Here is a 24,425-nt window from a genome sequence, read left to right as displayed (position 1 = left end):
ATCAGGCTGCGGGGAACGCCTTGTTCCACACTTCGATCACCTTGAACTTCGGGGTCCAGCCTTCGGGCTCAAAGCGGTCGCCCTTGGCAGCCATGGTGCCCTGCTCGGTGCACCACTGTGCGGCCTTGGCCATATCAGGGTCGGTCACATCCGCAAAGGCGGGTGCGCCTGCGGGTTCGGGCCTGCCTGCGGTGTTCCACACCAGCATCGAGCCTTTTGCATTGCTTCCCGTGATTGTAACATTGCGCATACCCGTAATGGTAAGGCCCAGGCCACCGTCCATTCGTGTATCATTGGTGCAGACCAGAACAATATCCGTGCTGTGTCCACCTTGAAAATACCATATTTCACCTTCTTTTTCAATAAAACCTGCGTGAAACGCCCCAAAACCTGCGTGAAAAACGTTTTGCACCGCTGTGCGCGCCTTTGCCCCCTCTTGCAATTTGTGCGCAAAGGGTGTAGAATACAGTCACAATCAAATACAGGGGAGCTTGTGAAGCAGGCTGAGAGGAAGTGCCCAAACTTCGACCCTTTTACCTGATGCGGATAATGCCGCCGTAGGAAGTCAGAATGGATGATTTTTTGCAGGAGGCACCGCGGAAGGTGTCTCCTGTTTTTTTGTTGTGTACCGATTACCATTAAGGAGGATGCCTTGTACTTTTCTGCGGAAGTGCCGCAGCGGGCTGAGGGGGAGCGCCCTGAGCTTTGTGACCGTCAGCGATGGGAAGCCGTGTTCCGGCGTGAGAGGAGACCAGCAAGTCTCGACCGCTTCTTATAGTTCCTGCGCCGGGTCTGGCACCGGGTGCGGGCTGTTTGCGGAGGCGCTGTATGGTTTTTGCTGCTTCCGCAGGTTTGGAAAGGAGCCTTGCCTTATGAAAAAAATCTCTGTGAAAAAGCTGGCGTTGGCCGGCATGCTGTGCGCTCTGTGCGTGGTGGGCAGCGTATTCAGCTTCCCCATGTTCGGCAGCAAATGTGCACCCATCCAGCACATGGTCAATGTGACCTGCGCGGTGCTGCTTGGCCCGTGGTGGGGCGTGGGCGTAGCCTTTGTGGCCTCGCTGCTGCGCAATCTGCTGGGTCTGGGCAGCCTGATGGCCTTCCCCGGCAGCATGTTCGGCGCACTGCTGTGCGGCCTTGTGTACCATAAGACCAAAAACATCCTTGCCACCATGGTGGGCGAGGTGTTCGGCACCAGCATTCTGGGCGGCCTGTGCGCTTACCCGGTGGCCATCTTCCTCATGGGCAAGAGCGCCGGCGACATCGCGTTCTATGCCTACATCGTGCCGTTCCTCATCTCCACTGCAGTGGGTTCCATCATTGCGGGCGTGCTGGTGTACAGCCTGCAGCGCTCCGGCGCTCTGCACAGCATGCAGAAGAGCCTTTCCTGACGGAGGGGCACCCGAATGTTCAAAACAGAATTCGAGAACCTGCGCCGCACCTGCCCGCTCATCCATAACATTACCAACTACGTCACCGTGAACGACTGCGCCAACATGGTGCTGGCCTGCGGTGCTTCGCCCATCATGGCCGACGATGCCGCCGAGGTGGAGGACATCACCACCATCTGCGGCGGGCTGAACATCAACATCGGCACCCTGAACAGCCGCACCATCACCAGCATGCTGCTGGCGGGCAAAAAGGCAAACCAGCTGGGCCATCCTGTGGTGCTGGACCCGGTGGGTGCGGGTGCGTCCCGCCTGCGCACCGACACGGCTTTCCGCCTGCTCCGGGACGTAAAGTTCACCGTGATCCGCGGCAACATCTCGGAGATCAAAACGCTGGCCTCCGGCGCGGGAACCACCAAGGGTGTGGATGCCGATGTGGCCGATAAAGTTACTGAGGAAAATCTGGATTCTGCCGTGGCCTTTGCCAAGGCCTTTGCAGCCCAGACGGGTGCCGTTATTGCCATTACCGGTGCCATCGACATCGTGGCCGATGCCGAAAAAGCCTACTGCATCCGCAACGGCAATGCCATGATGAGCAGCATCACCGGTACGGGCTGCCAGCTTTCGGCCCTGACGGCGGCGTTCGTCACCGCCAACCCCGGTCATCCGCTGGAAGCTGCTGCAGCTGCAGTGTGCGCCATGGGCCTTGCGGGCGAGACCGCCCACAAGCGCCTGACCCCGCTGGACGGCAACTCCACCTACCGCAATTATATCATCGATGCCATTTACAATATGACCCCGGATCAGCTGGAAGAAGGAGCAAACTATGAAGTGCGATAAGCAGAACATGCTTCTGTATGCCGTCACCGACCGCACATGGGTGGGCAAACAGACCCTCTATGAACAGGTGGAGAGCGCCCTGAAGGGCGGTGTCACCTGTGTGCAGCTGCGTGAAAAAGAGCTGGACGACGAAGCCTTTCTGAAAGAGGCTGTGGAGATCCATGCTCTGTGCCAGCGCTACGGCGTGCCGTTCTTTGTGAACGACAATGTGGACATTGCCATCCGCTGCCACGCCGAGGGTGTGCACGTGGGGCAGGAGGATATGGCCGCAGCGCAGGTGCGCGCCCGTGTGGGCGACGGTATGATGATCGGCGTTTCCGTCCACAGTGTGGAGGAAGCACGGGAAGCCGTCAAGCACGGCGCAGACTGCCTTGGCGTGGGCGCAGCCTTTGCCACCCACACCAAGACCGATGTGGATGTTCTGCCCCACGAGACCCTGAAGGCCATCTGTGATGCCGTGGACATCCCGGTGGTGGCCATTGGCGGCATCCACAAGGAGAACATCCTGCAGCTCAAGGGCACCGGTGTGGATGGCGTGGCCCTTGTGAGCGCCATCTTTGCAGCAGACGACATCGAGACCGAGTGCAAAGAGTTGAAAGCCCTGTCGGAGCAGATCATCTGACCGATCCTGCGGCAAACCGGGGACACCACCTTGGGCCGCGTTATAAAATTCATGGAGAAAACCAACATGAAAAGCGTATTTTGCGCAGGTGCCGGCATCCAGAACGTTCTGTTTTTTCTGAATGACGGCTGCCTTTCCCTACCCTTGTATGACCAGCACCCTGCTGTTCAGAGATAAACTGTCATTTGGAGGAACAGAGCGTATGCAGACTTATACTACCCAGATGGATGCTGCCCGCAAGGGCATCATCACGCCGCAGATGGAGATCGTGGCTAAAAAAGAGTATCGCACCACCGAGGAGATCCGCCAGTGGGTGGCCGAGGGCAAGGTAGCCATCCCGGCCAACAAGCACCACGAGTGTTTGAACCCCGAGGGTGTCGGCTCCATGCTGCGCACCAAGATCAACGTGAACCTTGGTGTCTCCCGCGACTGCAAGGACTACAACGTGGAGATGCAGAAGGTGATGAGCGCCGTCAACATGGGCGCCGAAGCCATTATGGATCTGTCCAGCCACGGCAACACCCAGCCCTTCCGCCAGAAGCTGACCCACGAGTGCCCGGTGATGATCGGCACCGTGCCGGTGTACGATTCGGTCATCCACTACCAGCGCGATCTGGCTGAGCTGACCGCACAGGACTTCATCGATGTGGTGCGCCTGCATGCAGAGGACGGTGTGGACTTTGTCACCCTGCACTGCGGCATCACCCGCAAGACCATCGAGCAGATCCGCAAGCACAAGCGCAAGATGAACATTGTCAGCCGCGGTGGCTCTCTGGTGTTTGCATGGATGAGCATGACCGGCAACGAGAACCCCTTCTACGAGCACTTTGACGAGATCTGCGAGATCTGCGCCGAGCACGATGTGACCATCTCGCTGGGCGATGCCTGCCGTCCCGGCTGTCTGGCTGACGCCACCGATGTGTGCCAGATCGAGGAACTGGTGCGTCTGGGCGAGTTGACCAAGCGCGCATGGGCACACAACGTGCAGGTGATGGTGGAAGGCCCCGGCCATGTGCCCCTGAATCAGGTGGCTGCCAACATGGAGGTGCAGAAGAGCATCTGCATGGGCGCACCCTTCTATGTGCTGGGACCCCTGGTCACCGATATCGCCCCCGGTTACGACCACATCACCGCTGCCATCGGCGGCGCTGTGGCTGCAGCCAGCGGTGCAGCTTTCCTGTGCTATGTGACCCCCGCCGAGCATCTGGCTCTGCCCAATGTGGACGATGTGAAGCAGGGCATCGTGGCCTCCAAGATCGCTGCCCACGCCGCCGATATCGCCAAGGGCATCCCCCACGCCCGGGACATCGACGATAAGATGGGCGATGCCCGCCGTGTGCTGGACTGGGATGCACAGTTCGCCTGCGCACTGGACCCGGAGACCGCAAAGGCCATCCGCGATGCCCGCCTGCCGGAGGACGACCACAGCGACACCTGCAGCATGTGCGGCAAGTTCTGTGCCGTGCGCAGCATGAACAAGGCGCTGGCCGGTGAGTACATCGACATTCTGTAAAAATCTTCTGTTTTGCGCGCAGCAGCGCGCATCTTCCTCCGCCGCCCGGTATGACCGCCGGGCGGCTTTTGTTGTAATTCCCAAAAGATTGTGTTAAAATAACAATAAGGCGCTGATTGCAAAATTGGTGGTCATGCTTTCTATCCCGTATCGCTGGTTTTTCTATTTCTACATAGAACAAGCAGAGGTCCGGGAGGAAACTTTTTTTGAAAGTACCCTGCCCGGAGCCTTGAAGGCGAAGGGAGGGATATCGAATGAATCTGCTGGAGACTCTCGCATTGCTCACGTTCATTCTCGCGTTGTTGAGCTTGGTCGTGGATGTGATCCGTCTGACCGTTGAGGTCATGGCAAAGTTTTCCCAGATAAAAAGCGATGATAACAAAAAAGATTGACCGCCTCACAGTTCCCCAACTCGAGCGGTCAATCTTTTTGACTAACGGGATGGAAAGCTGACCTTTGCAGTCAGCGCCCCTTCTGTTTGTAGTATAATCGAAGCTATGTGATTTGTCAAGTTATCCTGTTCCATCGATTATTTCTATCAATATTTTAGATTTTACAATTCTTCTGTACTGTACTATAATGAAGTTATCGTCTTCATTCCATTGATCTACAGGAGGAATCTGCCTTGCTGGTAAATCTTATCGAATCCGTCTATCGCCTGCTGTGGGGCGATCTATTCACCATCCCGCTGGGCGGCGGCATCGGCATTTCCTTCATGGTGGTGCTGCTGTTCACGGCGGGCATCTGGTTCACCTGCCGCACCCGTCTTTTGCCGGTGCGGCTGTTCCGGGATATGATCGCCGCCGTGTGCGAGAAAAAGCAAGGCAGGAACGGCCTTTCCTCCTTCCAGACGCTGGTCATTTCCACCGCCACCCGCGTGGGCATGGGCAATCTGGTGGGCGTGGTGGCCGCTGTTTCTGCAGGCGGTGCCGGTGCGGTGTTCTGGATGTGGGTCACTGCCATTCTGGGTGCGTCCACCTCCTTTATCGAATCCACCCTTGCCCAGAAATACCGCCAGCCCGACCCGCTGTACGGCGGCTGGCGCGGCGGACCGGCCTACTATCTGCATGTGCTGGCGGAGCGCAGGCGCGGCAAAAAGCTCAAACGCTCTGTGGTAGCGGCGCTGTTTGCGGTGTCTGGTCTCATCTGCTGGTGCGGTATCAGTCAGGTGATCTCCAACTCGGTCAGTTCTGCGTTTGAAAATGCGTTCCATATTCCGCCGCTTACTACCACACTGGTGCTCACGGCCATTGCGGCGGTGATCGTGCTGCGCAAGAATGCCACCGTGAAAAGTCTGGATGTGATGGTGCCCATCATGGCGGTGTGCTATTTTGTCATCACCGTGGGCATCGTGCTGTTCAACCTGCCCAAGCTCCCGGCGGTGTTCGGGCGCATCTTTGCGGAAGCGTTCGGTCTGCGGCAGGCCGTGGCTGGCGGCTTTGGTGCTGTGCTGATGAACGGTGTCAAGCGCGGCCTGTTCTCCAACGAAGCGGGCAGCGGTTCGGCACCCTGTGCAGCTGCCGCCGCAGAGTGCGACGATCCGGTCAAGATGGGCTTTGTGCAGGCACTGGGCGTGCTGATCGATACGGTGGTGATCTGCAGCTGCACGGCTTTTTTGATGCTGCTGGTGCCGCAGGAGATTACGGAAGGACTTGCGGGCATGGACCTTTTGCAGACTGCCCTGCAGTACCATCTGGGCGGCTTTGGTGTCGTGTTCATTGCGTTCACGCTGGCGCTGTTCAGCTTTTCCACCTTTCTGGGCGTTTTGTACTATGCCCGCGGCAATGTGGCCTATCTGTGCGGCGACAACTGGTGGAGCCAGACCGTGTATAAGCTGATCGCGCTGGCCATGCTGGTGATCGGTGGTATGCAGGCCTACACGGTGGTGTGGGATCTGGGCGACGTGGGCATTGGCCTGATGACCATTTTCAACATGATAGCCTTGGTGCCCATGGCAAAGGAAGCGCTTGCCGCCCTGAACGACTACGAAAAACGCAAAAAACTGCAGTAAATAGCAAAGGCCCGGCTCCCTGTAACATGGGAACCGGGCCTTTCAGGTTATTTTATTGCAGATCAGATTTGTTTAAAAGCAGCCCGCCTGCAAGCCCGGCCAGCGCAGGCAGCACCCAGCCAAAGCCCATGCTGCCCAGCGGCAGAGCGTTGGCGGCGGCAGATACTGCCCCCAGCGGCAGCGCAGCGGCGATGCTCTGCAGGGCGGTCAGGCCCATGCACAGCGGATACACCGCCCGGTGCTTTTCAAGGCCCGGCATAAAGGAAAGCAGGATCAGCACGATGGCTGCGGGATAAATGGCGTTCAGCACTGGAGTGGACAGCCGGATGATGGCAGCAAGGCCGAGGTTCGATACCAGCATACTGGCCACAGCAAAAAAAGCGGCAAGGGCAGGGTAGGGGATGCGGGGCAGAAGCTGATGAAAATACTGACCCACGCAGGCGATCAGGCCCACGCAGGTGTTGAAGCATGCGATCACAAAAATGGCCGCAATGAGCACAAGGCCCGCCCGGCCGAACAGCTGCTGTGCCAGAGCGGTGAGCACCTCGGCACCGGTGGCAAGGCCCGGATACACCGTGCCGGTCTCGGCCCCGGCGTGGCCCAGCATGGCGTAGACCACCAGCATCAGCCCGCCTGCAATAAAACCGGCCCGGATGGTGCCGCCTTCCACGGCACGGCTTTCTGTGACACCCCGGGCGCGGATGTTCAGGGCGATGACCGCGCCAAAGTTCAGCCCGGCCAGCGTGTCCATGGTCTGGTAGCCGTACAGGATGCCCTGCACAGCGGGCAGGGCTGCGTACTCTGCGCTGGGTGTGCCGTAGTGTGCCGCCAGCGGATGGATGAGACACCCGGCAAACAGCACCACGATGAGCACGATCAGGCAGGGGCAGAGGATGCGGCCCAGCCAGTCGGTAAGCTTTTCCGGCCGCAGCGCCACCAGAAAGGCCGCTGCAAAAAACAGCACCGAGTAGGCCAGCTGCAGCCCGGTACCGCCGCCTATCAGCGGCACCAGCATCTGGAAGGAGGTACTGGCGGTGCGGGGGATGGCAAGGCAGGGCCCGATGGAAAGATACACCAGAATGGTGAACACCATGGCGAACACCGGATGCACCCGGCCGGCAAGCTTGTCCAGACCGCCTGCCCGTGCCACAGCCACCACGCCCGCAATGGGCAGGCCGACGGCGCTGACGGCAAGGCCCGCAAAGGCGGGCCAAAGATTCACGCCCGCCTGCGCGCCCAGATGCGGCGGGAAGATCAGGTTCCCAGCTCCGAAAAACATGGAAAATAGCGTAAAACTGACCAAAAGCAGGCTTTTGCCGGAGAGCTTCTGCATAGGACAGACACCTCATTTCTTTCTTGCATCAAAGATGACAGAGATTTATACAGTTCAGTTTATCGTTTTATTGATTTCATGTCAAGAAAGAAAAACGTGAAGAAAAGTAATGACAGGCATGATAAGCTCTTATGCATCATGATGCACGGGTCATTGGAGTTTGGAAAGAGATATGGTATTATAATGTATAATGTAGAACTGGGCAGGCCATCAGGGCGCTTTCTCCGCGAAATTCGGGGCTTCCAACTCCCGCCCTGTTGCCTTATGGCAACAGGGTCCTATCCTCGGATCATTCGCTGAAGAAACACCCTGCCGTCCTGCATTTATTTGTAATCAGGAGCAGGTAAGTTTATGAAGCGACATAAACAATTTTTTCAGCGGCTGGGCGCTGCGGCCTTCTGGCTGGCGGTGTGGCAGTGCGCTGCCATGGCCGTGGGACAGGAGGTGTTTCTGGTCTCGCCGGTGCAGGCGCTGCGCACCCTTTTGCAGCTTCTGCCGCAGGCAGAGTTCTGGCAGCGGGTGGGTTTCAGCTCCGGACGCATCCTGCTGGGCTTCGGGCTGGGCGTGGTAGTCAGCGTGTTTCTGGCTGCGGCGGCGCAGGCGTGGCACGCGGCAGAGGTGCTGCTGGCACCGGTGCTGCAGCTGGTCAAGGCCACGCCGGTGGCAAGCTTCATCATTCTGGCGCTGGTGTGGGTGCGGGGAGCATCGCTTTCGGTGCTCATCAGCTTTCTGATGGTGCTGCCGGTGCTGTACGGCGCGGTGCGCACCGGCATCCGGAGCGCAGACCCTCAGCTGCTGGAAATGGCAAAAGTGTTCCGCATGCCGTTTGCCCGCCGCTTGCGGGCTGTGTGGCTGCCTGCGGTGCTGCCGGCCTTCCGGCAGGGATGCAGCGTGGCCCTTGGCATCTGCTGGAAGAGCGGTGTTGCCGCTGAGGTGATCGGCCTGCCCAATGGCAGCATCGGCGATGCACTCTACCGGGCCAAGATCACCCTTTCCACCGGAGAGCTGTTCGCATGGACGTTTGTGATCATCCTGCTCAGCGCCGGGTTTGAAAAGCTGTTCCTGCTGCTTCTGGACTGCGTGACCCGCGCCGTGACCGGGGAGGTGCCGCAATGCTGACCATCGAGCATCTGACAAAACAGTTCGGGGAGAAAACGCTGTTCCGGGATCTCTGCCTCACGGTGGAAGGCCCGGCGGTACTGTGGGCACCCAGCGGCTGGGGCAAGACCACATTGCTGCGCATCCTCATGGGGCTGGAAGAACCCACTTCTGGCATAGTACAGGGCGTTGGCCGGGTGGCAGCAGTGTTTCAGGAAGACCGGCTCTGCTCGCAGCTGACAGCTGTGCAGAACGTGACGCTGGTATTGCCCGGCAGTGCAGAACAATACAAGGAGCAAATCATAAAAGATTTTCAACAGTTTGGCATGGATGCTGCCGCACTGGCCCTGCCTGCAGCACGGCTTTCCGGCGGACAGAAGCGCCGCACGGCTCTGCTGCGGGCTTTGTGGGCCGCCAGCGATACGCTGCTGTTAGACGAACCCTTTACCGGCATGGACCCGGACACCCTTGCCGCTGCTGCGGCTCTGCTGCGGGAGCGCTGCGGAGAAAAGCCTGTCTTGCTGGCTACCCACGACCGCGAAGCCATCCGCCTTCTGGGCTGGCCGGTGGTTGAGCTGGAAAATGCCTGAGCCTGCATCTATCCTATAGAATGAAAAATCGGAAAGACCAGAACGGCCTTTCCGATTTTTTGCTGCTTGGAATATTTTACTGAAAAATACGCAGGGGATACGGCGAACTGCATCAGTTCAGCAGCTTTGCCGGGTCAAGGTACTGCTCACCCTGCAGTACTTCCAGATGGATATGCGTCTCCTCGGCGCATTCGTTGGGAATGCTGCCTGCACGGCCAAGTATCTGGCCCACACTCACTTCATCGCCGGTCTGCACCGTGGGGCCGGCAGTGCCGCACACCCGCCACAGGTGCCCGGCGCTGTCCTCGATGCACACCACACTGCCCCAGCGGCTATCGGTGTCCACGGCGGTCACCTTACCGGCGGCGGGAGCACACACCTGCGCATCCTGCGCACAGGCGTAGTCCACACCGTTGTGGGTGCGCCAGTCGCCAAGGGTGCTGCTGTACACCAGCTCATCGCCGCTGTAGGCGTTCAAGACCCTGCCCGAGACGGGCTGCGTGGAGGCAGGCGCAGCTGAACTGCTGGCAGGCGAGGATGCGCCCTGCAGTGCGGAGGGTTCGTGCACCAAACCAGAGCCAGACTGCGCCCCAGAAGAGGACGCAGAGGATGCGGGCTTGGGTACATTTGCCGCAGATTCTGCGGCGTCGGTCACGGGCTGCTGCCATACATCGTCCTCCTGTGGGTCAAGGGTGAGCTGCGGCTCCGGTGCAGGTTCTTCCTGCGGGGTCGTCAGGTCGTCGTAGCTCTTTTTCAGTTCATCCCGCACGGTGCGCACTGCCCACACGCCCGCCGCTGCGGCTGCGACGAGACAGGCCAGCAGTGCCAGTGTAAAGCCCCTGCTGCGCAAAAACTTTTTGATCTGCTCCATTGTCGTTACTCCCATCTGCTGCATTGTGTACGCATTGCTTCTGGGCTTAGTGTGGGACAGCAGGGCAGGTTTTATGCATTCTTTTATTTAAATGCCCTTCGCGTTGCTCTGGGCATATTTAGAGGAAATGATATTTTGTAATATAGCAGCCCAGCCAGACCTGCGGGTCTGGCTGGGCTGCACTTTCACAGGAAGGGCCGCAGCCGGAAAATGCATCTTCCCTCTGTGGCCTTCTGTGTTGATACCCAGAGCGAAGCGGAGGATATTCTAAATGATATTACCAAACAAAAAGGCCCTCCCTTTTCGGGAGAGCCTTTGCGGATCAAAAATCAGTTGCGGCGGCGGCTGTTCATGCCCAGCAGGCGCACAACATACAGGAAAATGTTGATGAAGTCCAGATACAACGTCAGTGCACCGTAAATGGAAGCCTTCTCGGCCAGCTCGCCGTCATAGGCGTAGTAGGAGAACATCTGGCTCAGTTTCTGGGTATCATAGGCGGTCAGCAGCATGAACACCACCAGACCGACAGCGCTGTACAGCACCGTGGTAAGGAAGCTCATGCCGAACAGCATGCCCACAAAGCCGGTGATGATGAGCGCGAACAGGCCCATCATCAGCTTGGGACCCCAGCCGGACAGATCCTTGTGGGTAGTAGTGCCGTAGACCGCCATCAGGCCGAAGTACAGCGAGGTGGCAAGGAAGGCCAGCACCAGGGTGCCCAGATCAAATATCAGGAAGTAGTAGCTCAGCACCATGCCGTTGAGCAGTGCATAGGCAAAGAAGGTGGCTCTTGCACCGCCCACCGACATGTTCTGCACGCGGGAGCTGAGCACATACACCAGCACCAGCTCTGCGATGGTGAACACCAGATACAGCGAGTTGACAACGTACAGCAGCGGGGTAGCGGCTGTAACGAACGCCGCGGCAAAGGTGATGAGCAGGCCTACCGCCATCCAGCGATAGGTGCGGTTCATATAGTCAGCCGAGGTCATGGCAGGCTCCGTGTAGCCTCGATCGTAACCATTGTAATTGTAATCCATATGGGACTCCTCCAGTCTCTTTCTGCCGGAACACTTTTTCCTTGCTCCGGTCTACGGAATATAGTATACTGCATAGAAATGAACGTTTCATGAAAAAGGCTGTGATATTGTATGTCTCTTGGGCTTTATTTACACATACCCTACTGTTTTTCCAAATGCAGATACTGCGATTTCTATTCCCATCCCGGTGAGCGCGGCGTGCCGGATGCCTATGTGGAGGCTCTTTTGCGGGAGCTTTCCCGCTTTGCGCCGGAAGCACCTCTGCAGCCGGACACCCTTTATTTTGGCGGCGGCACGCCCAGCCTGCTGCGCCCGGAGCAGGCAAAACGGCTGATCGATGCGGCCCGGCCGATGCCGGGGGCCGAGATCACACTGGAAGCAAACCCGGAGACGGTGACGGAAGAAAGTCTTGCAGGCTTCCGGGAGGCGGGCGTGAACCGCATCTCCTTCGGGGTGCAGTCTGCCCGGGATACCCAGCTGCGCACGCTGGGCAGACCGCATACAGCAAAGCAGGCGCGGGCTGCCTTTGCCGCCGCCCGGCGGGCAGGCTTTGCGAACATCAGCGGCGACATCATGCTGGCACTGCCCCACTACACCGAAGCTGAGTTTGACGAAACGCTGGAACTGATCGAGGGTGGTGGGGCTACCCATATTTCGGCATATCTGCTGAAGATCGAGCCGGATTCGGCCTTTGGTAAACATCCGCCCGAAGGCCTGCCCACCGGCGATGAAGCCGCCGATTTTTACCTTTATGCAGTGGAACAGCTGGAACACCACGGCTACAAACAGTACGAGATCTCCAACTTTGCAAAGCCCGGCTATGAGGGCAGACACAACCTCATTTACTGGGACTGCGGCGACTATCTGGGCCTTGGCCCGGCGGCGCACTCCTGCATGGGCGGCAGACGGTTCTACTACCCGCCGGACACCGCCGCTTTCCTGAACGATGCCGCCGCCCCGGTGATGGACGGCAGCTGCGGCGCAGAGGACTACCTTATTTTACAGCTGCGTCTGCGCAAAGGCCTTTCGCTGGATGCATACAAAAAACTTTACGGGAAAGAATTTTCCACCGCACAGCTGGCCTTTGTGCAAAACTGCGTCCGGGCGGGCTATGCAAGCTTTGACGGCCGCACCCTTGCCCTGACCCCGGCGGGTCTCATCGTGCAGAACAGCATCCTTGCCCAGCTGTTGTAATTGGCAGAAATACGGCAGAACATTGCTTTTGCGTGTCGATTCTGGTATGATATACTCGTATTATTAGGCGATGGGAGAGAAAACGGATGGCGAAAGTATTGATCGTCGGCGCAGGCGCGGCAGGACTGATGGCGGCGGGTGCCGCCGTGCGGCAGGGGCATCAGGTGACGGTATTGGAACACATGGACAAGCCCGGCCAGAAGATCCTTGTCACCGGCAAGGGCCGCTGCAATGTGACCAACGACTGCCCGGCAGAGGAGTTTCTGCGCCATGTGCGCACGAACCCGCGCTTTCTGTATTCGTCGCTGGGGGCCTTTCCACCGGCAAAGACCATGGAACTGTTCGAGGGCCTTGGCGTGGAGCTGAAGGTGGAGCGCGGCCGCCGGGTGTTTCCAGTATCGGACAAGGCCGAGGAGATCCGGCAGGCTCTTTTGCGCTATGCGCAGGATGCTGAACTCGTGCATGACGGCGCGAAAAAGCTGCTATTGGAAGAGGTAACACCGGAGCCGGAAGCAGCTCCCGCCGCACCGGAAAACCCGCGCCACCCCAAAAAGAAAAAGGCAGGTCCGGCACTGCGGTGCATCGGTGTGCGGGGCACCTCCGGCCGGGAGTACCGGGCGGATGCCGTGCTGGTGGCCACCGGCGGCGTGAGCTACCCCACCACCGGCTCTACCGGCGACGGCTACAAACTGGCCCAGCAGGCCGGGCACACCCTCATCGAGCCGGTGCCCAGTCTGGTCAGTCTTGTGAGCCATGACGCGGACTGCAAAAAGATGATGGGCTTGGCGCTGAAAAACGTCACCCTGACCCTGTTCGAGGACAGCAAGGCCATTTTTGACGAGCAGGGCGAAATGCTGTTCACTCATTTTGGCATCAGCGGCCCGCTGACTTTGAGCGCATCCAGCCATCTGGGCGACATGAAAAAACACAAGTATCATGCGGAGATCGACCTCAAGCCCGCTCTCAGCGAGGAGCAGCTTTATGACCGCATCACGCGGGATTTTGCCCTGCTGGCAAACCACGCGGCGCAGGGCGCACTGGTCAAGCTTTTGCCGTCCAGTATGCAGCCGGTGATGGTGGCGCGCTGGGGCATCGACCCGGCTACCAGGGCAAACCAGATCACCCGGGAGCAGAAGAGAGAGCTGGTGCAGCTGATGAAGCACTGGCGGGTGTCCATTGATGCCCGGGGCGATCTGGCCCACGCGGTGATCACCAGCGGCGGCGTGTCCGTGCGGGAGGTGGACCCCAAAACCATGCAGAGCAAAAAGGCGCTGGGCCTGTATTTTGCGGGCGAGGTGCTGGATGTGGATGCCTATACCGGCGGCTACAACCTGCAGATCGCCTTCTGCACTGCACAGGCATTTGCAAATCATCTGTAATTACAGATAAAACAATTTTAAATGCCCTCCGCGCTGCTCTGGGCATATTTATAGGAATAGATTTTTTTGATTTGTATTTTGAAAACGACTGCGGTCGTTTTCAAAATACGTTTTCACAAAAAGAGTTGTTGCCGGGATAGTCTCACAGACCGCTGCGCAACTGTTCCTGAAGGGAACGAGCAGCAATGCAGTTCTCCGTTACGACCCCATCCGGTGAAAATGTGTTTGGAGCGCTCCGCAGAGCGCAAAAATATTAAAATGATTTTCCGCTGAAGATGGCCACAGCGAATGCGGAGGCCATTTTAAATCGTTCAGTTTAAAAAGGAGAGATACAACATGGTATCTGTTGCGATCGACGGGCCTGCAGGTGCAGGCAAATCTACGTTGGCACGCCGTCTGGCGGCTGAAATGGGCTATATTTATGTGGATACCGGTGCCATGTACCGCGCCATCGGCCTGTATGCCCTGCGCGCAGGCAAGGACCCCAAGGACAACGCAGCGGTCAACGCGCTGCTTCCCCAGATCGAGCTGCGGCTGGCCTCCATTGAGGGCGAGCAGCACATTTATTTAAAGGAAGAGGATGTGAGCACCGCCATCCGCACCGAGGCCGCAGGTATGGCTGCCTCTGCCGTGGGCGCAAACCCGGCTGTGCGCGCCTTTCTGCTGGAACTGCAGCGGGATATGGCCAAAAAGCAGGACGTGCTGATGGACGGCCGCGACATCGGCACGGTGGTGCTGCCGGATGCCACGGTGAAGATCTTCCTCACCGCTACGCCGGAAGCCCGCGCCACACGCAGGTGGAAAGAGTATCAGGCCAAGGGCATCGATACTCCCTATGAAGAGGTGCTGGCCGACGTGAAGCAGCGGGACTATCAGGACACCCACCGTGCCGCTGCACCCCTGAAGCAGGCGGACGATGCCGTGCTGCTGGACACTTCGGAGCTGGATTTTGAACAGAGCCTTGCTGCAATGAAGAAGATCATTGCGGAGAAAGTGAATAAAACGATAAAATGATATTATATTACATCTTAGTGCCCTTTGCGTGGCTTTTGTGGCATATCGGCTTCCGCATCCATGTAGAGGGCCGCGAAAACCTGAAAAAGGTGCAGACAAAGGGCTGCATCCTTGCACCCACCCATGTCTCCGCCATCGACCCGGTGTTTATCGTGGTCACCCGGTGGGGCAGGCGGATGATCGTGTTCGCCAAGAAGGAACTGTTCGAGATCAACGCCCTGCTCACATGGTTCTTCCGCTGCTGCGGCGCGGTGTGCGTGCGCGGCACAAAGGATGAAATGGCTGCCATTGAGCAGACCGTAGAAAAGTGCAGAAACGGCGAAACACTGCTCATCTTCCCGGAGGGCACCCGCGAAAAGGACGGGAAGCTTCTGCCGCCCAAGAGCGGACTGTTCGTCATTGCGGCGGGGGCCGGGGTGGACGTAGTGCCCTGCCGCATCCTGTACGATACGCCGGATGGAAAAATGCACCTGTTCTGCAAAGTACGGGTGATCTACGGCGAGCCGATGCCTGCAGAGCAGTTTGCCATGGAGAGCCGCCGCGACACCAAAAAGCTGCGTGCCAACAAGCAGGCCCTGCTGGATGCGTGGGAAAAGATGGGGGCGTAAAAGATGGAGATCCGAGTTGCCAAAACGGCGGGGTTCTGCTTTGGTGTCAAGCGGGCGGTGGACCTGACCTATGGCCTGCTGAACGAAGGCTGCAAGGTGGCCACCCTCGGCCCGCTGATCCATAACCCGCAGGCTGTGGAGGATATGCAGAAAAAGGGTGCCCTTGTGGCGGATGCCATCGCCGATGTGCCCGCCGGGTACGAGGTGGTCATCCGCAGTCACGGCGTGCCGCGCACCGTGTACGACGAGCTGGATGCGCGCGGCATCACCTACCATGATGCCACCTGTCCCTTCGTGCAGAAGATCCAGCGCATTGCCGCCGAGGCCGAAAAGGCGGGGGCAGTGCTGCTTGTGGCAGGCGACAAGACCCATCCGGAGGTGCAGGGGATCGTGGGCCACACCCGCGGAGAGGTGTTCGTTTTTGCCGATCTGGCCGAGTTGAAGGCATGGAAAGGCCCCTCTGACCCGCAAAAACCCCTGTTTGCAGTTGCACAGACCACATTTCAGGTTACAAAATGGCAAGAAAGTTCGGAGTTTCTCAAAAAAGCCTATACAAACGCCCGAATTTTTGATACAATATGTAATGCGACGTGGGCGAGGCAACAGGAAGCGGAAGACCTCAGCCAAAAATGCGACATCATTGTTGTCATTGGCGGTCATCATTCTTCCAATACCCAAAAGCTGGTACAGGTCGCCGCAAAACACACGCGTGCCGTAACGGTCGAGACAGCGAGCGAACTTCGGCCGGAATGGTTTGCAGATGTTAAAGTGGCGGGCGTGACAGCCGGGGCTTCAACGCCATCGTCTATTATTGAGGAGGTACTTAACAGTATGAGCGCAGAAATCAATGACAGCATGAGCTTTGAGGAGATGCTGAATGCATCCGAGGAAAAGCGTGTTCATGCAGGCAGTATTGTGAAAGGAATCGTGACCAGCATCTCTGCCAACGAGATCCAGGTGGATATCGGAGCGAAGCAGACCGGCTTTGTCAAGCTGAGCGAGCTGACCGATGATTCCTCCGCCAAGGTCGAAGACCTGGTGAAGGTTGGCGATGAGCTGGACCTCATCGTCGAGAAGGTTATGGATCAGGATGGCGTCATCCAGCTCTCCCGCAAGAAGCTCGCATCTCGCAAGGGCATGGAAGAGATCGCTAAGGCCGCTGAGTCCGGCGAGGTCGTCGAGGGCGACGTCACCGAGTTCAACAAGGGCGGCGTTGTGGTCAACGTCAAGGGCGTCAAGGTGTTCGTTCCTCGTTCTCAGGCTACTATGCGCCGTGATGAGGACTACACCGCTCTGGTTGGCCAGCACGTTCAGCTGGTTGTCACCGAGTGCTCCGGCCGCAAGATCGTCGGCAGCATCAACAAGGTGACCGCTGAGCAGAACAAGGCAAAGCGTGAAGAGTTCTGGGCAAACGTTGAGGTGGGCAAGACCTACACCGGCGTTGTCAAGAGCCTGACTTCTTACGGTGCATTCGTCGATATCGGCGGTGTGGACGGTCTGTGCCACATCAGCGAGCTGAGCTGGAACCGCATCAAGCATCCCTCCGAGGTCGTCTCCGTTGGCGATACCATCGAGGTGTATGTGAAGGACATCGACACCGAGAACCACAAGATCTCTCTGGGCTACAAGAAGGCCGAGGACAACCCCTGGGAGCAGCTGAAGAACAACTACCCCATCGGCAGCACCTTCCATGCTCCGGTCGTCTCCCTGACCAAGTTCGGTGCATTCGTCCGCATCCTGCCGGGTGTTGATGGTCTGGTCCACATCAGCGAGATCAGCAATGACCGCGTTGAGAAGGTCTCTGACGCACTGAAGGTCGGCGATATGGTCGATGTGAAGCTGCTGGATGTCGACTTCGACAAGAAGCGCATCAGCCTGTCTATGAAGGCTCTGCTGAACGACAACGCTGAGTAATCAGCCTTTCGTTCGGAAGAAAAGCTTCTGACACAATGCGATCAACAGCCCCGTTGCCGGGAAAACGGCGGCGGGGCTGTTTTTGTTAAGGAGAGAACCCTCTCAGTCACCTGCGGTGACAGCTCCCCCGAAGGGGAGAGCTTTTGGCAAAAGAGGGCAGGCTCGCCGCGCCCGCAATAAAACCTCGCCCTTCGGGAGAGGTGGACGCGAGCAGCGCGAGCGGACGGAGAGGGTTTGACGAACTATGATAAATTTTTTCAAGAAACACTGGGAAGTGCTGAGCTATCTGGTTTTCGGCGTGCTGTGCACCCTGCTGAACATTGTGCTGTATGCGCTGTTCAACAAGCTGTTTGGCTATACAGCCGCCAACAGCTGGGGCAATGTGCTGGATAACATCATCTGCATCCTGTTTGCCTACTGCACCAACCGCGCCTTTGTGTTCCGCAGCAAAACGCAGGGCAAGGCCATGGCGAGAGAATTTGGTGCATTCGTCACCTGTCGTCTGGGTACAATGCTGCTGGACACTGCAATTATGCTGGTGCTGGGCAATCTGCTGGCTGCGCAGGGTGCAGCGCTGATGGACGAGCTGATGCAGGGGGTGCTGAGCGTGGTGGCCCACTGGCTTGGCCCGGATACGGCCATCCAGATGGCAGCCTCCTATGCAGGCACACCGGCGGGGGTCACGGATGGTTCTGCCGCTATTGCCGTCATCGGCGGTGCAGACGGCCCCACGGCGATCTTCGTTACCAGCCGCTACAATGCGCAGGCACTGTGGGGCCTTGCCGTGAAGGTCTTTTCCAATGTACTGGTGATCGTGCTGAACTATGTGTTCAGCAAGCTGATCATCTTTAAAAATCGCAAGTGAGATATTCTCTCCGCCGCAGGCGGAGAAAATATCCAATATAATTTAGGAGGTACGGTTTTATGAAGCGTGGTCTGAAAGGTTTTGCATTTCTGGTCTCCGGTCTGGTGCTGGGCATCATTGGTGCAACGGTCTCTGCAACTGCAATTGCCCTGAGTGCTGTCGGCATGGCAAAGGTGCGCCGTGCCAGCAAGTAAAAAGGAGAAAAAAACATGACTCGTGAAGAAATTCTCTCCCATGTCGATCACACCCTGCTGAAGCCGGAGGCCACCTGGCCCCAGATCCAGACCCTGTGTGACGAAGCCATTGCAAACCACACCGCATCCATCTGCATCAACACCTGCTACGTCAGGCAGGCGGTGGAGTATATGGCGGGCCGCATCCCGGTATGCTGCGTGGTAGGCTTCCCTCTGGGTGCCATGGATACCGCCAGCAAGGCGTTTGAAGCCAAGACTGCCATTGAGAATGGTGCCGCCGAGGTGGATATGGTTATCAACATCGGTCGCCTGAAGAACAAGGAGTACGATGCCGTGCGCGAGGACATCCGCGCCGTGAAGCAGGCGGTGGGCGACAAGGTCCTGAAGGTCATCATCGAGACCTGCCTGCTGACCGACGAGGAAAAGGAAAAGATGTGCGATATCGTCTGCGAGGCAGGCGCGGACTACATCAAGACCAGCACCGGCTTCTCCACCGCAGGCGCAAACTTCCACGATGTGGAGCTGATGGTCAAGGGCGTGCATGGCCGCTGCAAGGTCAAGGCTGCCGGCGGCATTTCTACCGTGGAGGACATGGAGACCTTCCTTGCGCTGGGTGCTGACCGTCTGGGCACCTCCCGCGCTGTCAAAATTCTGAACGGCGAGCAGGCAAAGGGCTATTGATCTTTCTGCGAAAAAATGCAATTATAAATAATATTTCCGCAGAACAGAACCAGAGCGCACGCGAAGGCTGTTCTGGATCGTCTGGTTTTCCCAAGGGCCGCTGCACAAATTGCTGTGCAGCGGCCCTTTTTGATGCCAAGCCTTGCAAGCAGGGCGCGGCAGGGTATATAATACAGATAGATACTGTATAAAACAGGGGCTGTCTGCCTTGTGGGATAAGGCGGGCAGGGGAGGAAATGCAATGAATATACCCGAGATCCTTGTGGCCAATGGCACAGGGGCGGTGCTGGTATGCTTTCTGTTTCTGCTGCGGGTGCGCGGCGAGAGTAAAAACAGTGTTGGAAGTGAGCTGTTCTGCCAGATGCTGGTGGTGACTCTGCTGGCACAGGCGACAGAGACGATCAGCTTTCTGCTGGACGGCGTGCCCGGCGCGGCAAGCCGGTTCTGGCTGTACCTCATGAACACCGTCTGCACCGGCGCTGCCGTGAGCGTGGGCTTTGCGTGGTGTTTGTATGTGGACTTCCGGGTCTACCGCAGCACCGGACGCCTGCGCAGAAGGCATCTGTTTCTGGGTGCGCCGCTGCTGGCTGTTCTGGCGCTGCTGGCGGCGAACCTTTTCGGCACAGGATGGATCTTTACCATCTCCGCGGACAACGTTTACCATCGCGGTCCGCTGAACAGTTTGCTTTACCTGCTGCTGTTCGGCTATTATGCCGAGAGCGTGTGGCAGGTGCATAAGGCCAAGCGCGATGGCGTTACGGTGGAGTTTTTCTCGGTGTACTACTTTGTGATCACCTGTGCGGTGGGCACGGTGCTGCAGGGTGCGTTCTACGGTATGGCCTTCGGCTGGCTGTCGGTGGCCATCGCCTTTGTGTTTGTGGACAGTCAGCTCCGCAGTCTGCGCAGCTATATCGACGAGCTGTCCGGCCTGTTTGGCCGCAAGTACATGAACTACTGTCTGGAGCGCATCCACGCCACGCAGGAAAAGGATATTTACGGCATCATGATGGACGTGAACTGCTTCAAGGAGATCAACGACACCTACGGTCATGGTGCGGGCGACCGCGCCATTCAGGAGATCGGTCACATCCTGTCCGGGGCCCTGGTGGCAAACTCGGTAGCTATCCGCATAAGCGGCGATGAGTTCATGGTGCTGATCCGGCACGGCTCGGAGGAGATCCTGAATAAGATCTGTGCCGCCATCGAGCAGCGGGTGCAGCGCTATAACGCCGCCGCCCCGGCGGGCAGTTTTCAGCTGTCTTTCTCCACCGGTGTGGCAAAGTATGAGGGCGGCAGCGTGGAGAAATTTCTGGTGGAACTGGACGAGCGGATGTATGCGGAAAAGCGCGCCTTCCACGCCGCCCGGAACGGCCATGCCGTACCAGAGCAGGGGAACGCTCCATCAATTTCAGAATAATGTCTAAAAAGAGTGATACTCTTCTTGACAATCTGACGAAGCAATGATAGAATACTGAACGTACCAACTGAATACCGACTTATCAAGAGCGGCTGAGGGGACAGGCCCTGTGAAGCCCGACAACCTGCGCGTGAGCGCAAGGTGCCAAATCCTGCGGGAAACCGAGAGATAAGAGTGCAACGCTCAGAGCTTTCGGGCTCTGGGCGCTTTTATTTTTCGCGCAAAAAAAGCTTGAACGGAATGTTGGAGCAAGAAATACACACCCTGCTGTAAAAACTTTAGGAGGCAAAACAAATGGCAAGACACCTGTTTACTTCTGAGTCCGTCACCGAAGGACATCCCGACAAGATCTGCGACCAGATCTCGGATGCGATCTTGGACGAGATCCTGACCCACGACCCCGATGCCCGTGTGGCCTGCGAGACCTGTGCATCCACGGGCCTTGTGCACATCATGGGCGAGATCACCACCAACTGCTATGTGGATTTCCAGAAGGTCGTCCGCGAGGTGGTGGCAGATATCGGCTACACCCGCGCAAAGTTCGGCTTTGATGCCGACACCTGTGCCGTCATCTCCAACATCGACGGCCAGAGCCCCGACATCGCACTGGGCACCAACGATCAGGTGGGCGGTGCAGGCGATCAGGGCATGATGTTCGGTTATGCCTGCGATGAGACCCCGGAGCTGATGCCTATGCCCATCAGTCTGGCTCACAAGCTGGCAAAGCGCCTGACCGAGGTGCGCAAGAACGGCGAGATGGACTATCTGCGTCCGGATGGCAAGAGCCAGGTCACTGTGGAGTACGATGAGAACAACAAGCCCGTGCGTGTGGATGCTGTGGTCATCTCCAGCCAGCACAGCGACAGCGTCAGCATGGAACAGCTGCGTGCAGACGTGATGGAAAAGGTCATCAAGGCCACCATCCCCGCCGAGCTGCTGGACGAGAACACCAAGTATTACATTAACCCCACCGGCCGCTTCGTTGTGGGCGGCCCGCAGGGTGACACCGGCCTGACCGGACGCAAGATCATCGTGGACACCTACGGCGGCTATGCCCGTCACGGCGGCGGCGCCTTCTCCGGCAAGGACCCCAGCAAGGTGGACCGCAGCGCTGCCTATGCGACCCGCTGGGTGGCAAAGAACATCGTGGCTGCAGGTCTTGCCAAGCAGTGCGAAGTGCAGGTGGCGTATGCCATCGGCGTGGCAAAGCCTGTGTCCATCATGGTGGACACCTTCGGCACCGGCACCGTCTCAGATGAGAAGATCGAGCAGGCTGTGGAGAAGGTGTTCGACCTGACCCCCGCCGCCATCATCCGCGAACTCGACCTGCGCAAGCCCATTTATCGCAAGCTGGCTGCCTACGGCCACATGGGCCGCGAGGATCTGGGCGTGAAGTGGGAGAACACCGACCGCGTGGATGCCCTGAAGGCTGCGGTCGCTGCCCTGTAAGCGGAACACAAAAACGTTTCCCTTCTGGATAGAAGGTAAGTGAAGAGAAGTCCCTCTGCCTGAAAAGGCAGGGGGGCTTTTTTGTGCACAGAGACGCCGGAAAGCAAAGAAACGGTAAAAATTTATAGCCGCAGGCAGAATTATCAGACGATTTTTTGCCAAATGTCAATAAATAGGTAAGTTGTTCTTGAAATACGGGGGGGGGTAGTGATATGATAGAATCAGTACAGCCGGAGAAGAGACGGCACAGCAAAAAGCCGGGGAGGTGAGGCGCAGGCGGGACTGAGATCAGACCGTAGAAGCCAATGAAAATGATAATGAGGAAAGGAATGAACGACTTTGAAACATAAGGGTAAAAATCGGGTATTGGCTGCCCTGCTGGCGGCGGCAATGATGTTTCAGATGCTTCCCCTGATGGTCTTTGCGGATGACGGCGCAGCATCGTCTGATGTGAAGATTGAAGGAAAAGAAGGAACCTATACATCACTCAAAGAAGCAGTGGAAAAAGCCGAAAGTGGCGACACCATCCTGCTGGGTGAAGGTAATTATACGCTGTATGGCATTTCAAGTGACGGTACAACCAAGGATAAAGACCTGACCTTTGTGGGGCTGGGGCCAGATAAGACGGCATGGAACATTGGTGCAAAAGTACTTAACTCCGGTGAGTGCGACACGACGTACAAAGACGACTTTAGCCTGAAAGGCTCAAAAAATGTGACTTTTAAAAATATGACGCTTCGCTCTGGTACGGCAAATTATCTTGGATTTAAGCATTCGAATGATACTGTCGTGGAGAATTGTGCGCTTTATGGGCGAACTACTTACTGGGGATATAATAGTGCAAAGTTTATTGGCAGCACTTTCTATGCACCAAATGGCGATTACGCAATCTGGACCTATTATTGCAAGGAAATGACCTTTGATAACTGCACCTTCAATACCAGCGGCAAGGTGGTCAATGTTTATTCAGACTTTGAGGCGGATCAGCGGGATTATACCATCAATTTCAATAACTGTACGGTGAACTCGACATCTTTTAATAAACAGGCACTGAATATCAATGACAGCAACAAAGGCACTCACAAGAACACAATCAATATCAATAACAGCACAGTTACTGCCGCCAGAGACCGGATTACCTGCTCGCAGATATTTGGCTTCGGCGAAAAATCTAAGTATAATGCAGGCAACACAGACGTTTATCTGAACGGCAAACTCGTGTGGAGCGAGGGCGAGATGAAGACCCATGACTACACCGACGGCGAAAAAGACAATGCATATACGATCGATCCTGTTTCTGAGTGGGAGAACAAGGGCGACCACTTCGAGCGCAAAGTGACCAAGACCTGCAATTACTGCAAACGCCAGTTCCCCAACGTAACAGAAAAGGGCTATCAGCTCAGTTATGACCTGAACGACGGCACCGGCGCAGCAGGCGTAGATTACGAAAGCAAGATCTACCCGGAAGGCGAAAAGGCCACCGTGGCAGCAGCCCCGGCGCTGAACGGCTACCGGTTCGTAGCCTGGCAGGATGAAGCCGACAACCGTTACCCCGTCGGCATGGAGCTGACCTTGACCGCCAACACAACGCTGACCGCGCTGTGGGAGTCTGTGGACAAACCAGAACCCGACCCGGGCCCCGGCCCCAGCCCTGACCCCGATCCGGAGCCGGGCGACGACGGCAGCGGCGCTGTGATCGGTGTGGTCATCGGCGGCGCAGCAGTCATCGGCGGCTATGAGCTCGCCACCCGCCTGTACCTGAAGCACCTCATCGGCGTGGTGCCCTCCACCCGCGGAGAGCTGGCCCTGCTGATGTGGGAGCACGCAGACAAGCCCGAACCCAAGACGGCGTTCACCTACAGCGACATCGATGAGGATGACACCGACCTGCAGAAGGCTGCACAGTGGTGCGTCGAGAACGAATATCTCCATGTCCGCGACAACGACAACGACCGCTTCCATCCCAACGGCTGGGTGCCCAAGCTCAAGGTCATTCAGGCCTGGGACAAGGCCTTCGGCCTGCAGGCAAAGGCGAATGCGGACAAGTAAAAGCGTCTCTTCATAAAGCTTCATCAACCATTGGAAAAAGCGCCCTGCCGCGAAAACGGCAGGGCGCTTTTTTGTGCAGAGACGCCGGAGAGCCCTCGGGGGAGCTTTCCACGCAAATGCAGCGGGCCATTCCATTGCCCGCCCTCCGGATCATTTGCTCAGGAAGCTCCCCGGGGGCTTGCGAAACGACTTCAAAAGTCCTACTTTTCTTGCAAAATCAGACGAAAATTGAGAAATGGCAAAGAATCGGCTGTCTTTTTGTCGAAAACACACATTCTCTTTGAGAAAAAAGAAAAACAGCTGTGCAAGGCGCAGAAAATCCTGACATGAAACAAATTGATATGGCAGAATCGACGAA

The 24,425-nt window shown here is 57.5% G+C and carries 23 protein-coding genes and 2 riboswitches; of the genes, 19 read left to right on the top strand and 4 right to left on the bottom strand.

Annotated features, from left to right (window positions below; translation table 11 throughout):
- Position 1 precedes the first annotated feature (1 nt).
- Complete coding sequence (locus tag ACGHP1_RS12620; protein WP_097776355.1) at positions 2–283, bottom strand: hypothetical protein; 282 nt, start codon at positions 281–283, stop codon at positions 2–4.
- A 190-nt stretch (positions 284–473) separates the two neighbouring features.
- A riboswitch (TPP riboswitch) is annotated at positions 474–581 on the top strand.
- A 291-nt stretch (positions 582–872) separates the two neighbouring features.
- Between ACGHP1_RS12620 and thiW the strand changes: the two genes are divergently transcribed.
- The 6 genes from thiW to ACGHP1_RS12590 all read left to right on the top strand — a co-directional run bounded on the left by thiW (position 873) and on the right by ACGHP1_RS12590 (position 6,371).
- Positions 873–1,388 carry an energy coupling factor transporter S component ThiW gene (gene thiW, locus ACGHP1_RS12615; RefSeq protein ID WP_005943210.1) on the top strand — a complete coding sequence of 172 codons (516 nt, stop codon included), beginning with the start codon at positions 873–875 and terminating at the stop codon, positions 1,386–1,388.
- Positions 1,389–1,403: 15 nt separating this feature from the next.
- Positions 1,404–2,225, top strand: coding sequence for a hydroxyethylthiazole kinase (gene thiM / locus ACGHP1_RS12610; RefSeq protein WP_207698394.1), 822 nt, complete (start codon positions 1,404–1,406; stop codon positions 2,223–2,225).
- Complete coding sequence (gene thiE / locus ACGHP1_RS12605; RefSeq protein ID WP_390509546.1) at positions 2,212–2,847, top strand: thiamine phosphate synthase; 636 nt, start codon at positions 2,212–2,214, stop codon at positions 2,845–2,847. The genes thiM and thiE overlap by 14 nt, the downstream gene beginning before the upstream one ends.
- A 202-nt stretch (positions 2,848–3,049) precedes the next feature.
- Entirely contained in the window at positions 3,050–4,360 is a 1,311-nt protein-coding gene (gene thiC / locus ACGHP1_RS12600) for a phosphomethylpyrimidine synthase ThiC (RefSeq protein WP_044953845.1), read from the top strand.
- A gap of 254 nt (positions 4,361–4,614) precedes the next feature.
- Complete coding sequence (locus tag ACGHP1_RS12595; protein ID WP_294648096.1) at positions 4,615–4,752, top strand: hypothetical protein; 138 nt, start codon at positions 4,615–4,617, stop codon at positions 4,750–4,752.
- Between the two features lie 233 nt (positions 4,753–4,985).
- Positions 4,986–6,371: an alanine/glycine:cation symporter family protein gene (locus ACGHP1_RS12590; RefSeq protein ID WP_390509545.1), complete on the top strand. Its 1,386-nt coding sequence runs from the start codon at positions 4,986–4,988 to the stop codon at positions 6,369–6,371.
- A 52-nt stretch (positions 6,372–6,423) separates the two neighbouring features.
- Here ACGHP1_RS12590 and brnQ read toward each other — a convergent pair whose 3' ends face one another.
- Positions 6,424–7,704 carry a branched-chain amino acid transport system II carrier protein gene (brnQ, locus tag ACGHP1_RS12585; RefSeq protein ID WP_390509544.1) on the bottom strand — a complete coding sequence of 427 codons (1,281 nt, stop codon included), beginning with the start codon at positions 7,702–7,704 and terminating at the stop codon, positions 6,424–6,426.
- A gap of 351 nt (positions 7,705–8,055) precedes the next feature.
- On the opposite strand from brnQ, the gene ACGHP1_RS12580 reads away from it, so the two are divergent.
- Together ACGHP1_RS12580 and ACGHP1_RS12575 are read left to right on the top strand one after the other, a co-directional pair.
- Positions 8,056–8,823, top strand: coding sequence for an ABC transporter permease (locus tag ACGHP1_RS12580; RefSeq protein WP_390509542.1), 768 nt, complete (start codon positions 8,056–8,058; stop codon positions 8,821–8,823).
- On the top strand, positions 8,817–9,392 hold the full coding sequence (locus ACGHP1_RS12575) for an ATP-binding cassette domain-containing protein (RefSeq protein WP_097781505.1): 576 nt from the start codon (positions 8,817–8,819) through the stop codon (positions 9,390–9,392). The genes ACGHP1_RS12580 and ACGHP1_RS12575 overlap by 7 nt, the downstream gene beginning before the upstream one ends.
- Before the next feature lie 112 nt (positions 9,393–9,504).
- Here the strand turns inward: ACGHP1_RS12575 and ACGHP1_RS12570 are convergent, their stop codons facing one another.
- Both ACGHP1_RS12570 and ACGHP1_RS12565 read right to left on the bottom strand, forming a co-directional pair.
- Positions 9,505–10,263, bottom strand: a complete 759-nt coding sequence (locus ACGHP1_RS12570) for a peptidoglycan DD-metalloendopeptidase family protein (RefSeq protein WP_390509540.1) — start codon at positions 10,261–10,263, stop codon at positions 9,505–9,507.
- 329 nt (positions 10,264–10,592) lie between these two features.
- A complete protein-coding gene (locus ACGHP1_RS12565) occupies positions 10,593–11,303 on the bottom strand; it encodes a Bax inhibitor-1/YccA family protein (protein WP_097775049.1) in 711 nt (236 codons plus the stop codon).
- A gap of 111 nt (positions 11,304–11,414) precedes the next feature.
- On the opposite strand from ACGHP1_RS12565, the gene hemW reads away from it, so the two are divergent.
- The 11 genes from hemW (at position 11,415) to ACGHP1_RS12510 (ending at position 24,067) form a co-directional block, all read left to right on the top strand.
- Entirely contained in the window at positions 11,415–12,497 is a 1,083-nt protein-coding gene (hemW, locus tag ACGHP1_RS12560) for a radical SAM family heme chaperone HemW (protein ID WP_154258969.1), read from the top strand.
- Positions 12,498–12,583: 86 nt separating this feature from the next.
- A complete protein-coding gene (locus tag ACGHP1_RS12555) occupies positions 12,584–13,876 on the top strand; it encodes an NAD(P)/FAD-dependent oxidoreductase (RefSeq protein ID WP_291012104.1) in 1,293 nt (430 codons plus the stop codon).
- 336 nt (positions 13,877–14,212) lie between these two features.
- Positions 14,213–14,890: a (d)CMP kinase gene (cmk, locus tag ACGHP1_RS12550; protein WP_097781510.1), complete on the top strand. Its 678-nt coding sequence runs from the start codon at positions 14,213–14,215 to the stop codon at positions 14,888–14,890.
- Complete coding sequence (locus ACGHP1_RS12545) at positions 14,887–15,498, top strand: 1-acyl-sn-glycerol-3-phosphate acyltransferase (RefSeq protein ID WP_005944723.1); 612 nt, start codon at positions 14,887–14,889, stop codon at positions 15,496–15,498. The genes cmk and ACGHP1_RS12545 overlap by 4 nt, the downstream gene beginning before the upstream one ends.
- Positions 15,499–15,501: 3 nt before the next feature.
- On the top strand, positions 15,502–17,412 hold the full coding sequence (locus ACGHP1_RS12540; RefSeq protein ID WP_390509539.1) for a bifunctional 4-hydroxy-3-methylbut-2-enyl diphosphate reductase/30S ribosomal protein S1: 1,911 nt from the start codon (positions 15,502–15,504) through the stop codon (positions 17,410–17,412).
- Positions 17,413–17,656: 244 nt separating this feature from the next.
- The gene (locus ACGHP1_RS12535; protein ID WP_154258975.1) at positions 17,657–18,277 is read left to right on the top strand and encodes a GtrA family protein; all 621 of its coding nucleotides are present in this window, start codon (positions 17,657–17,659) and stop codon (positions 18,275–18,277) included.
- A 59-nt stretch (positions 18,278–18,336) separates the two neighbouring features.
- The gene (locus ACGHP1_RS12530) at positions 18,337–18,471 is read left to right on the top strand and encodes a hypothetical protein (protein ID WP_005944717.1); all 135 of its coding nucleotides are present in this window, start codon (positions 18,337–18,339) and stop codon (positions 18,469–18,471) included.
- A 15-nt stretch (positions 18,472–18,486) separates the two neighbouring features.
- Complete coding sequence (gene deoC, locus ACGHP1_RS12525; protein WP_005944715.1) at positions 18,487–19,152, top strand: deoxyribose-phosphate aldolase; 666 nt, start codon at positions 18,487–18,489, stop codon at positions 19,150–19,152.
- 241 nt (positions 19,153–19,393) lie between these two features.
- Positions 19,394–20,569, top strand: a complete 1,176-nt coding sequence (locus tag ACGHP1_RS12520; RefSeq protein WP_371289823.1) for a GGDEF domain-containing protein — start codon at positions 19,394–19,396, stop codon at positions 20,567–20,569.
- 76 nt (positions 20,570–20,645) lie between these two features.
- Positions 20,646–20,744, top strand: a riboswitch (SAM riboswitch).
- Positions 20,745–20,863: 119 nt separating this feature from the next.
- Entirely contained in the window at positions 20,864–22,018 is a 1,155-nt protein-coding gene (metK, locus tag ACGHP1_RS12515) for a methionine adenosyltransferase (RefSeq protein WP_005944710.1), read from the top strand.
- Positions 22,019–22,357: 339 nt separating this feature from the next.
- Positions 22,358–24,067, top strand: a complete 1,710-nt coding sequence (locus ACGHP1_RS12510) for a right-handed parallel beta-helix repeat-containing protein (RefSeq protein WP_390509537.1) — start codon at positions 22,358–22,360, stop codon at positions 24,065–24,067.
- Positions 24,068–24,425 lie beyond the last annotated feature (358 nt).

The sequence above is a fragment of the Faecalibacterium sp. i21-0019-B1 genome (genome assembly GCF_042852915.1).
In the GTDB taxonomy this organism is placed as follows: Bacteria; Bacillota; Clostridia; order Oscillospirales; family Ruminococcaceae; genus Faecalibacterium; species Faecalibacterium taiwanense.
The sequence above is the reverse complement of the archived record's forward strand: the minus strand, read 5'-3'. Positions and strand labels throughout refer to the sequence as shown.

Excerpts from the sequence above, each read along its gene's own strand:
- ACGHP1_RS12520 (WP_371289823.1), top strand. The coding sequence starts at position 19,394 with ATGAATATACCCGAGATCCTTGTGGCCAATGGCACAGGGGCGGTGCTG.
- thiM (WP_207698394.1), top strand. The coding sequence starts at position 1,404 with ATGTTCAAAACAGAATTCGAGAACCTGCGCCGCACCTGCCCGCTCATC.
- ACGHP1_RS12580 (WP_390509542.1), top strand. The coding sequence starts at position 8,056 with ATGAAGCGACATAAACAATTTTTTCAGCGGCTGGGCGCTGCGGCCTTC.
- ACGHP1_RS12530 (WP_005944717.1), top strand. The coding sequence starts at position 18,337 with ATGAAGCGTGGTCTGAAAGGTTTTGCATTTCTGGTCTCCGGTCTGGTG.
- thiW (WP_005943210.1), top strand. The coding sequence starts at position 873 with ATGAAAAAAATCTCTGTGAAAAAGCTGGCGTTGGCCGGCATGCTGTGC.
- ACGHP1_RS12535 (WP_154258975.1), top strand. The coding sequence starts at position 17,657 with ATGATAAATTTTTTCAAGAAACACTGGGAAGTGCTGAGCTATCTGGTT.
- deoC (WP_005944715.1), top strand. The coding sequence starts at position 18,487 with ATGACTCGTGAAGAAATTCTCTCCCATGTCGATCACACCCTGCTGAAG.
- ACGHP1_RS12620 (WP_097776355.1), bottom strand. The coding sequence starts at position 283 with ATGGACGGTGGCCTGGGCCTTACCATTACGGGTATGCGCAATGTTACA.
- ACGHP1_RS12545 (WP_005944723.1), top strand. The coding sequence starts at position 14,887 with ATGATATTATATTACATCTTAGTGCCCTTTGCGTGGCTTTTGTGGCAT.
- ACGHP1_RS12565 (WP_097775049.1), bottom strand. The coding sequence starts at position 11,303 with ATGGATTACAATTACAATGGTTACGATCGAGGCTACACGGAGCCTGCC.
- ACGHP1_RS12575 (WP_097781505.1), top strand. The coding sequence starts at position 8,817 with ATGCTGACCATCGAGCATCTGACAAAACAGTTCGGGGAGAAAACGCTG.
- ACGHP1_RS12595 (WP_294648096.1), top strand. The coding sequence starts at position 4,615 with ATGAATCTGCTGGAGACTCTCGCATTGCTCACGTTCATTCTCGCGTTG.
- thiE (WP_390509546.1), top strand. The coding sequence starts at position 2,212 with ATGAAGTGCGATAAGCAGAACATGCTTCTGTATGCCGTCACCGACCGC.
- brnQ (WP_390509544.1), bottom strand. The coding sequence starts at position 7,704 with ATGCAGAAGCTCTCCGGCAAAAGCCTGCTTTTGGTCAGTTTTACGCTA.
- ACGHP1_RS12555 (WP_291012104.1), top strand. The coding sequence starts at position 12,584 with ATGGCGAAAGTATTGATCGTCGGCGCAGGCGCGGCAGGACTGATGGCG.
- metK (WP_005944710.1), top strand. The coding sequence starts at position 20,864 with ATGGCAAGACACCTGTTTACTTCTGAGTCCGTCACCGAAGGACATCCC.
- hemW (WP_154258969.1), top strand. The coding sequence starts at position 11,415 with ATGTCTCTTGGGCTTTATTTACACATACCCTACTGTTTTTCCAAATGC.
- thiC (WP_044953845.1), top strand. The coding sequence starts at position 3,050 with ATGCAGACTTATACTACCCAGATGGATGCTGCCCGCAAGGGCATCATC.
- cmk (WP_097781510.1), top strand. The coding sequence starts at position 14,213 with ATGGTATCTGTTGCGATCGACGGGCCTGCAGGTGCAGGCAAATCTACG.
- ACGHP1_RS12540 (WP_390509539.1), top strand. The coding sequence starts at position 15,502 with ATGGAGATCCGAGTTGCCAAAACGGCGGGGTTCTGCTTTGGTGTCAAG.
- ACGHP1_RS12570 (WP_390509540.1), bottom strand. The coding sequence starts at position 10,263 with ATGGAGCAGATCAAAAAGTTTTTGCGCAGCAGGGGCTTTACACTGGCA.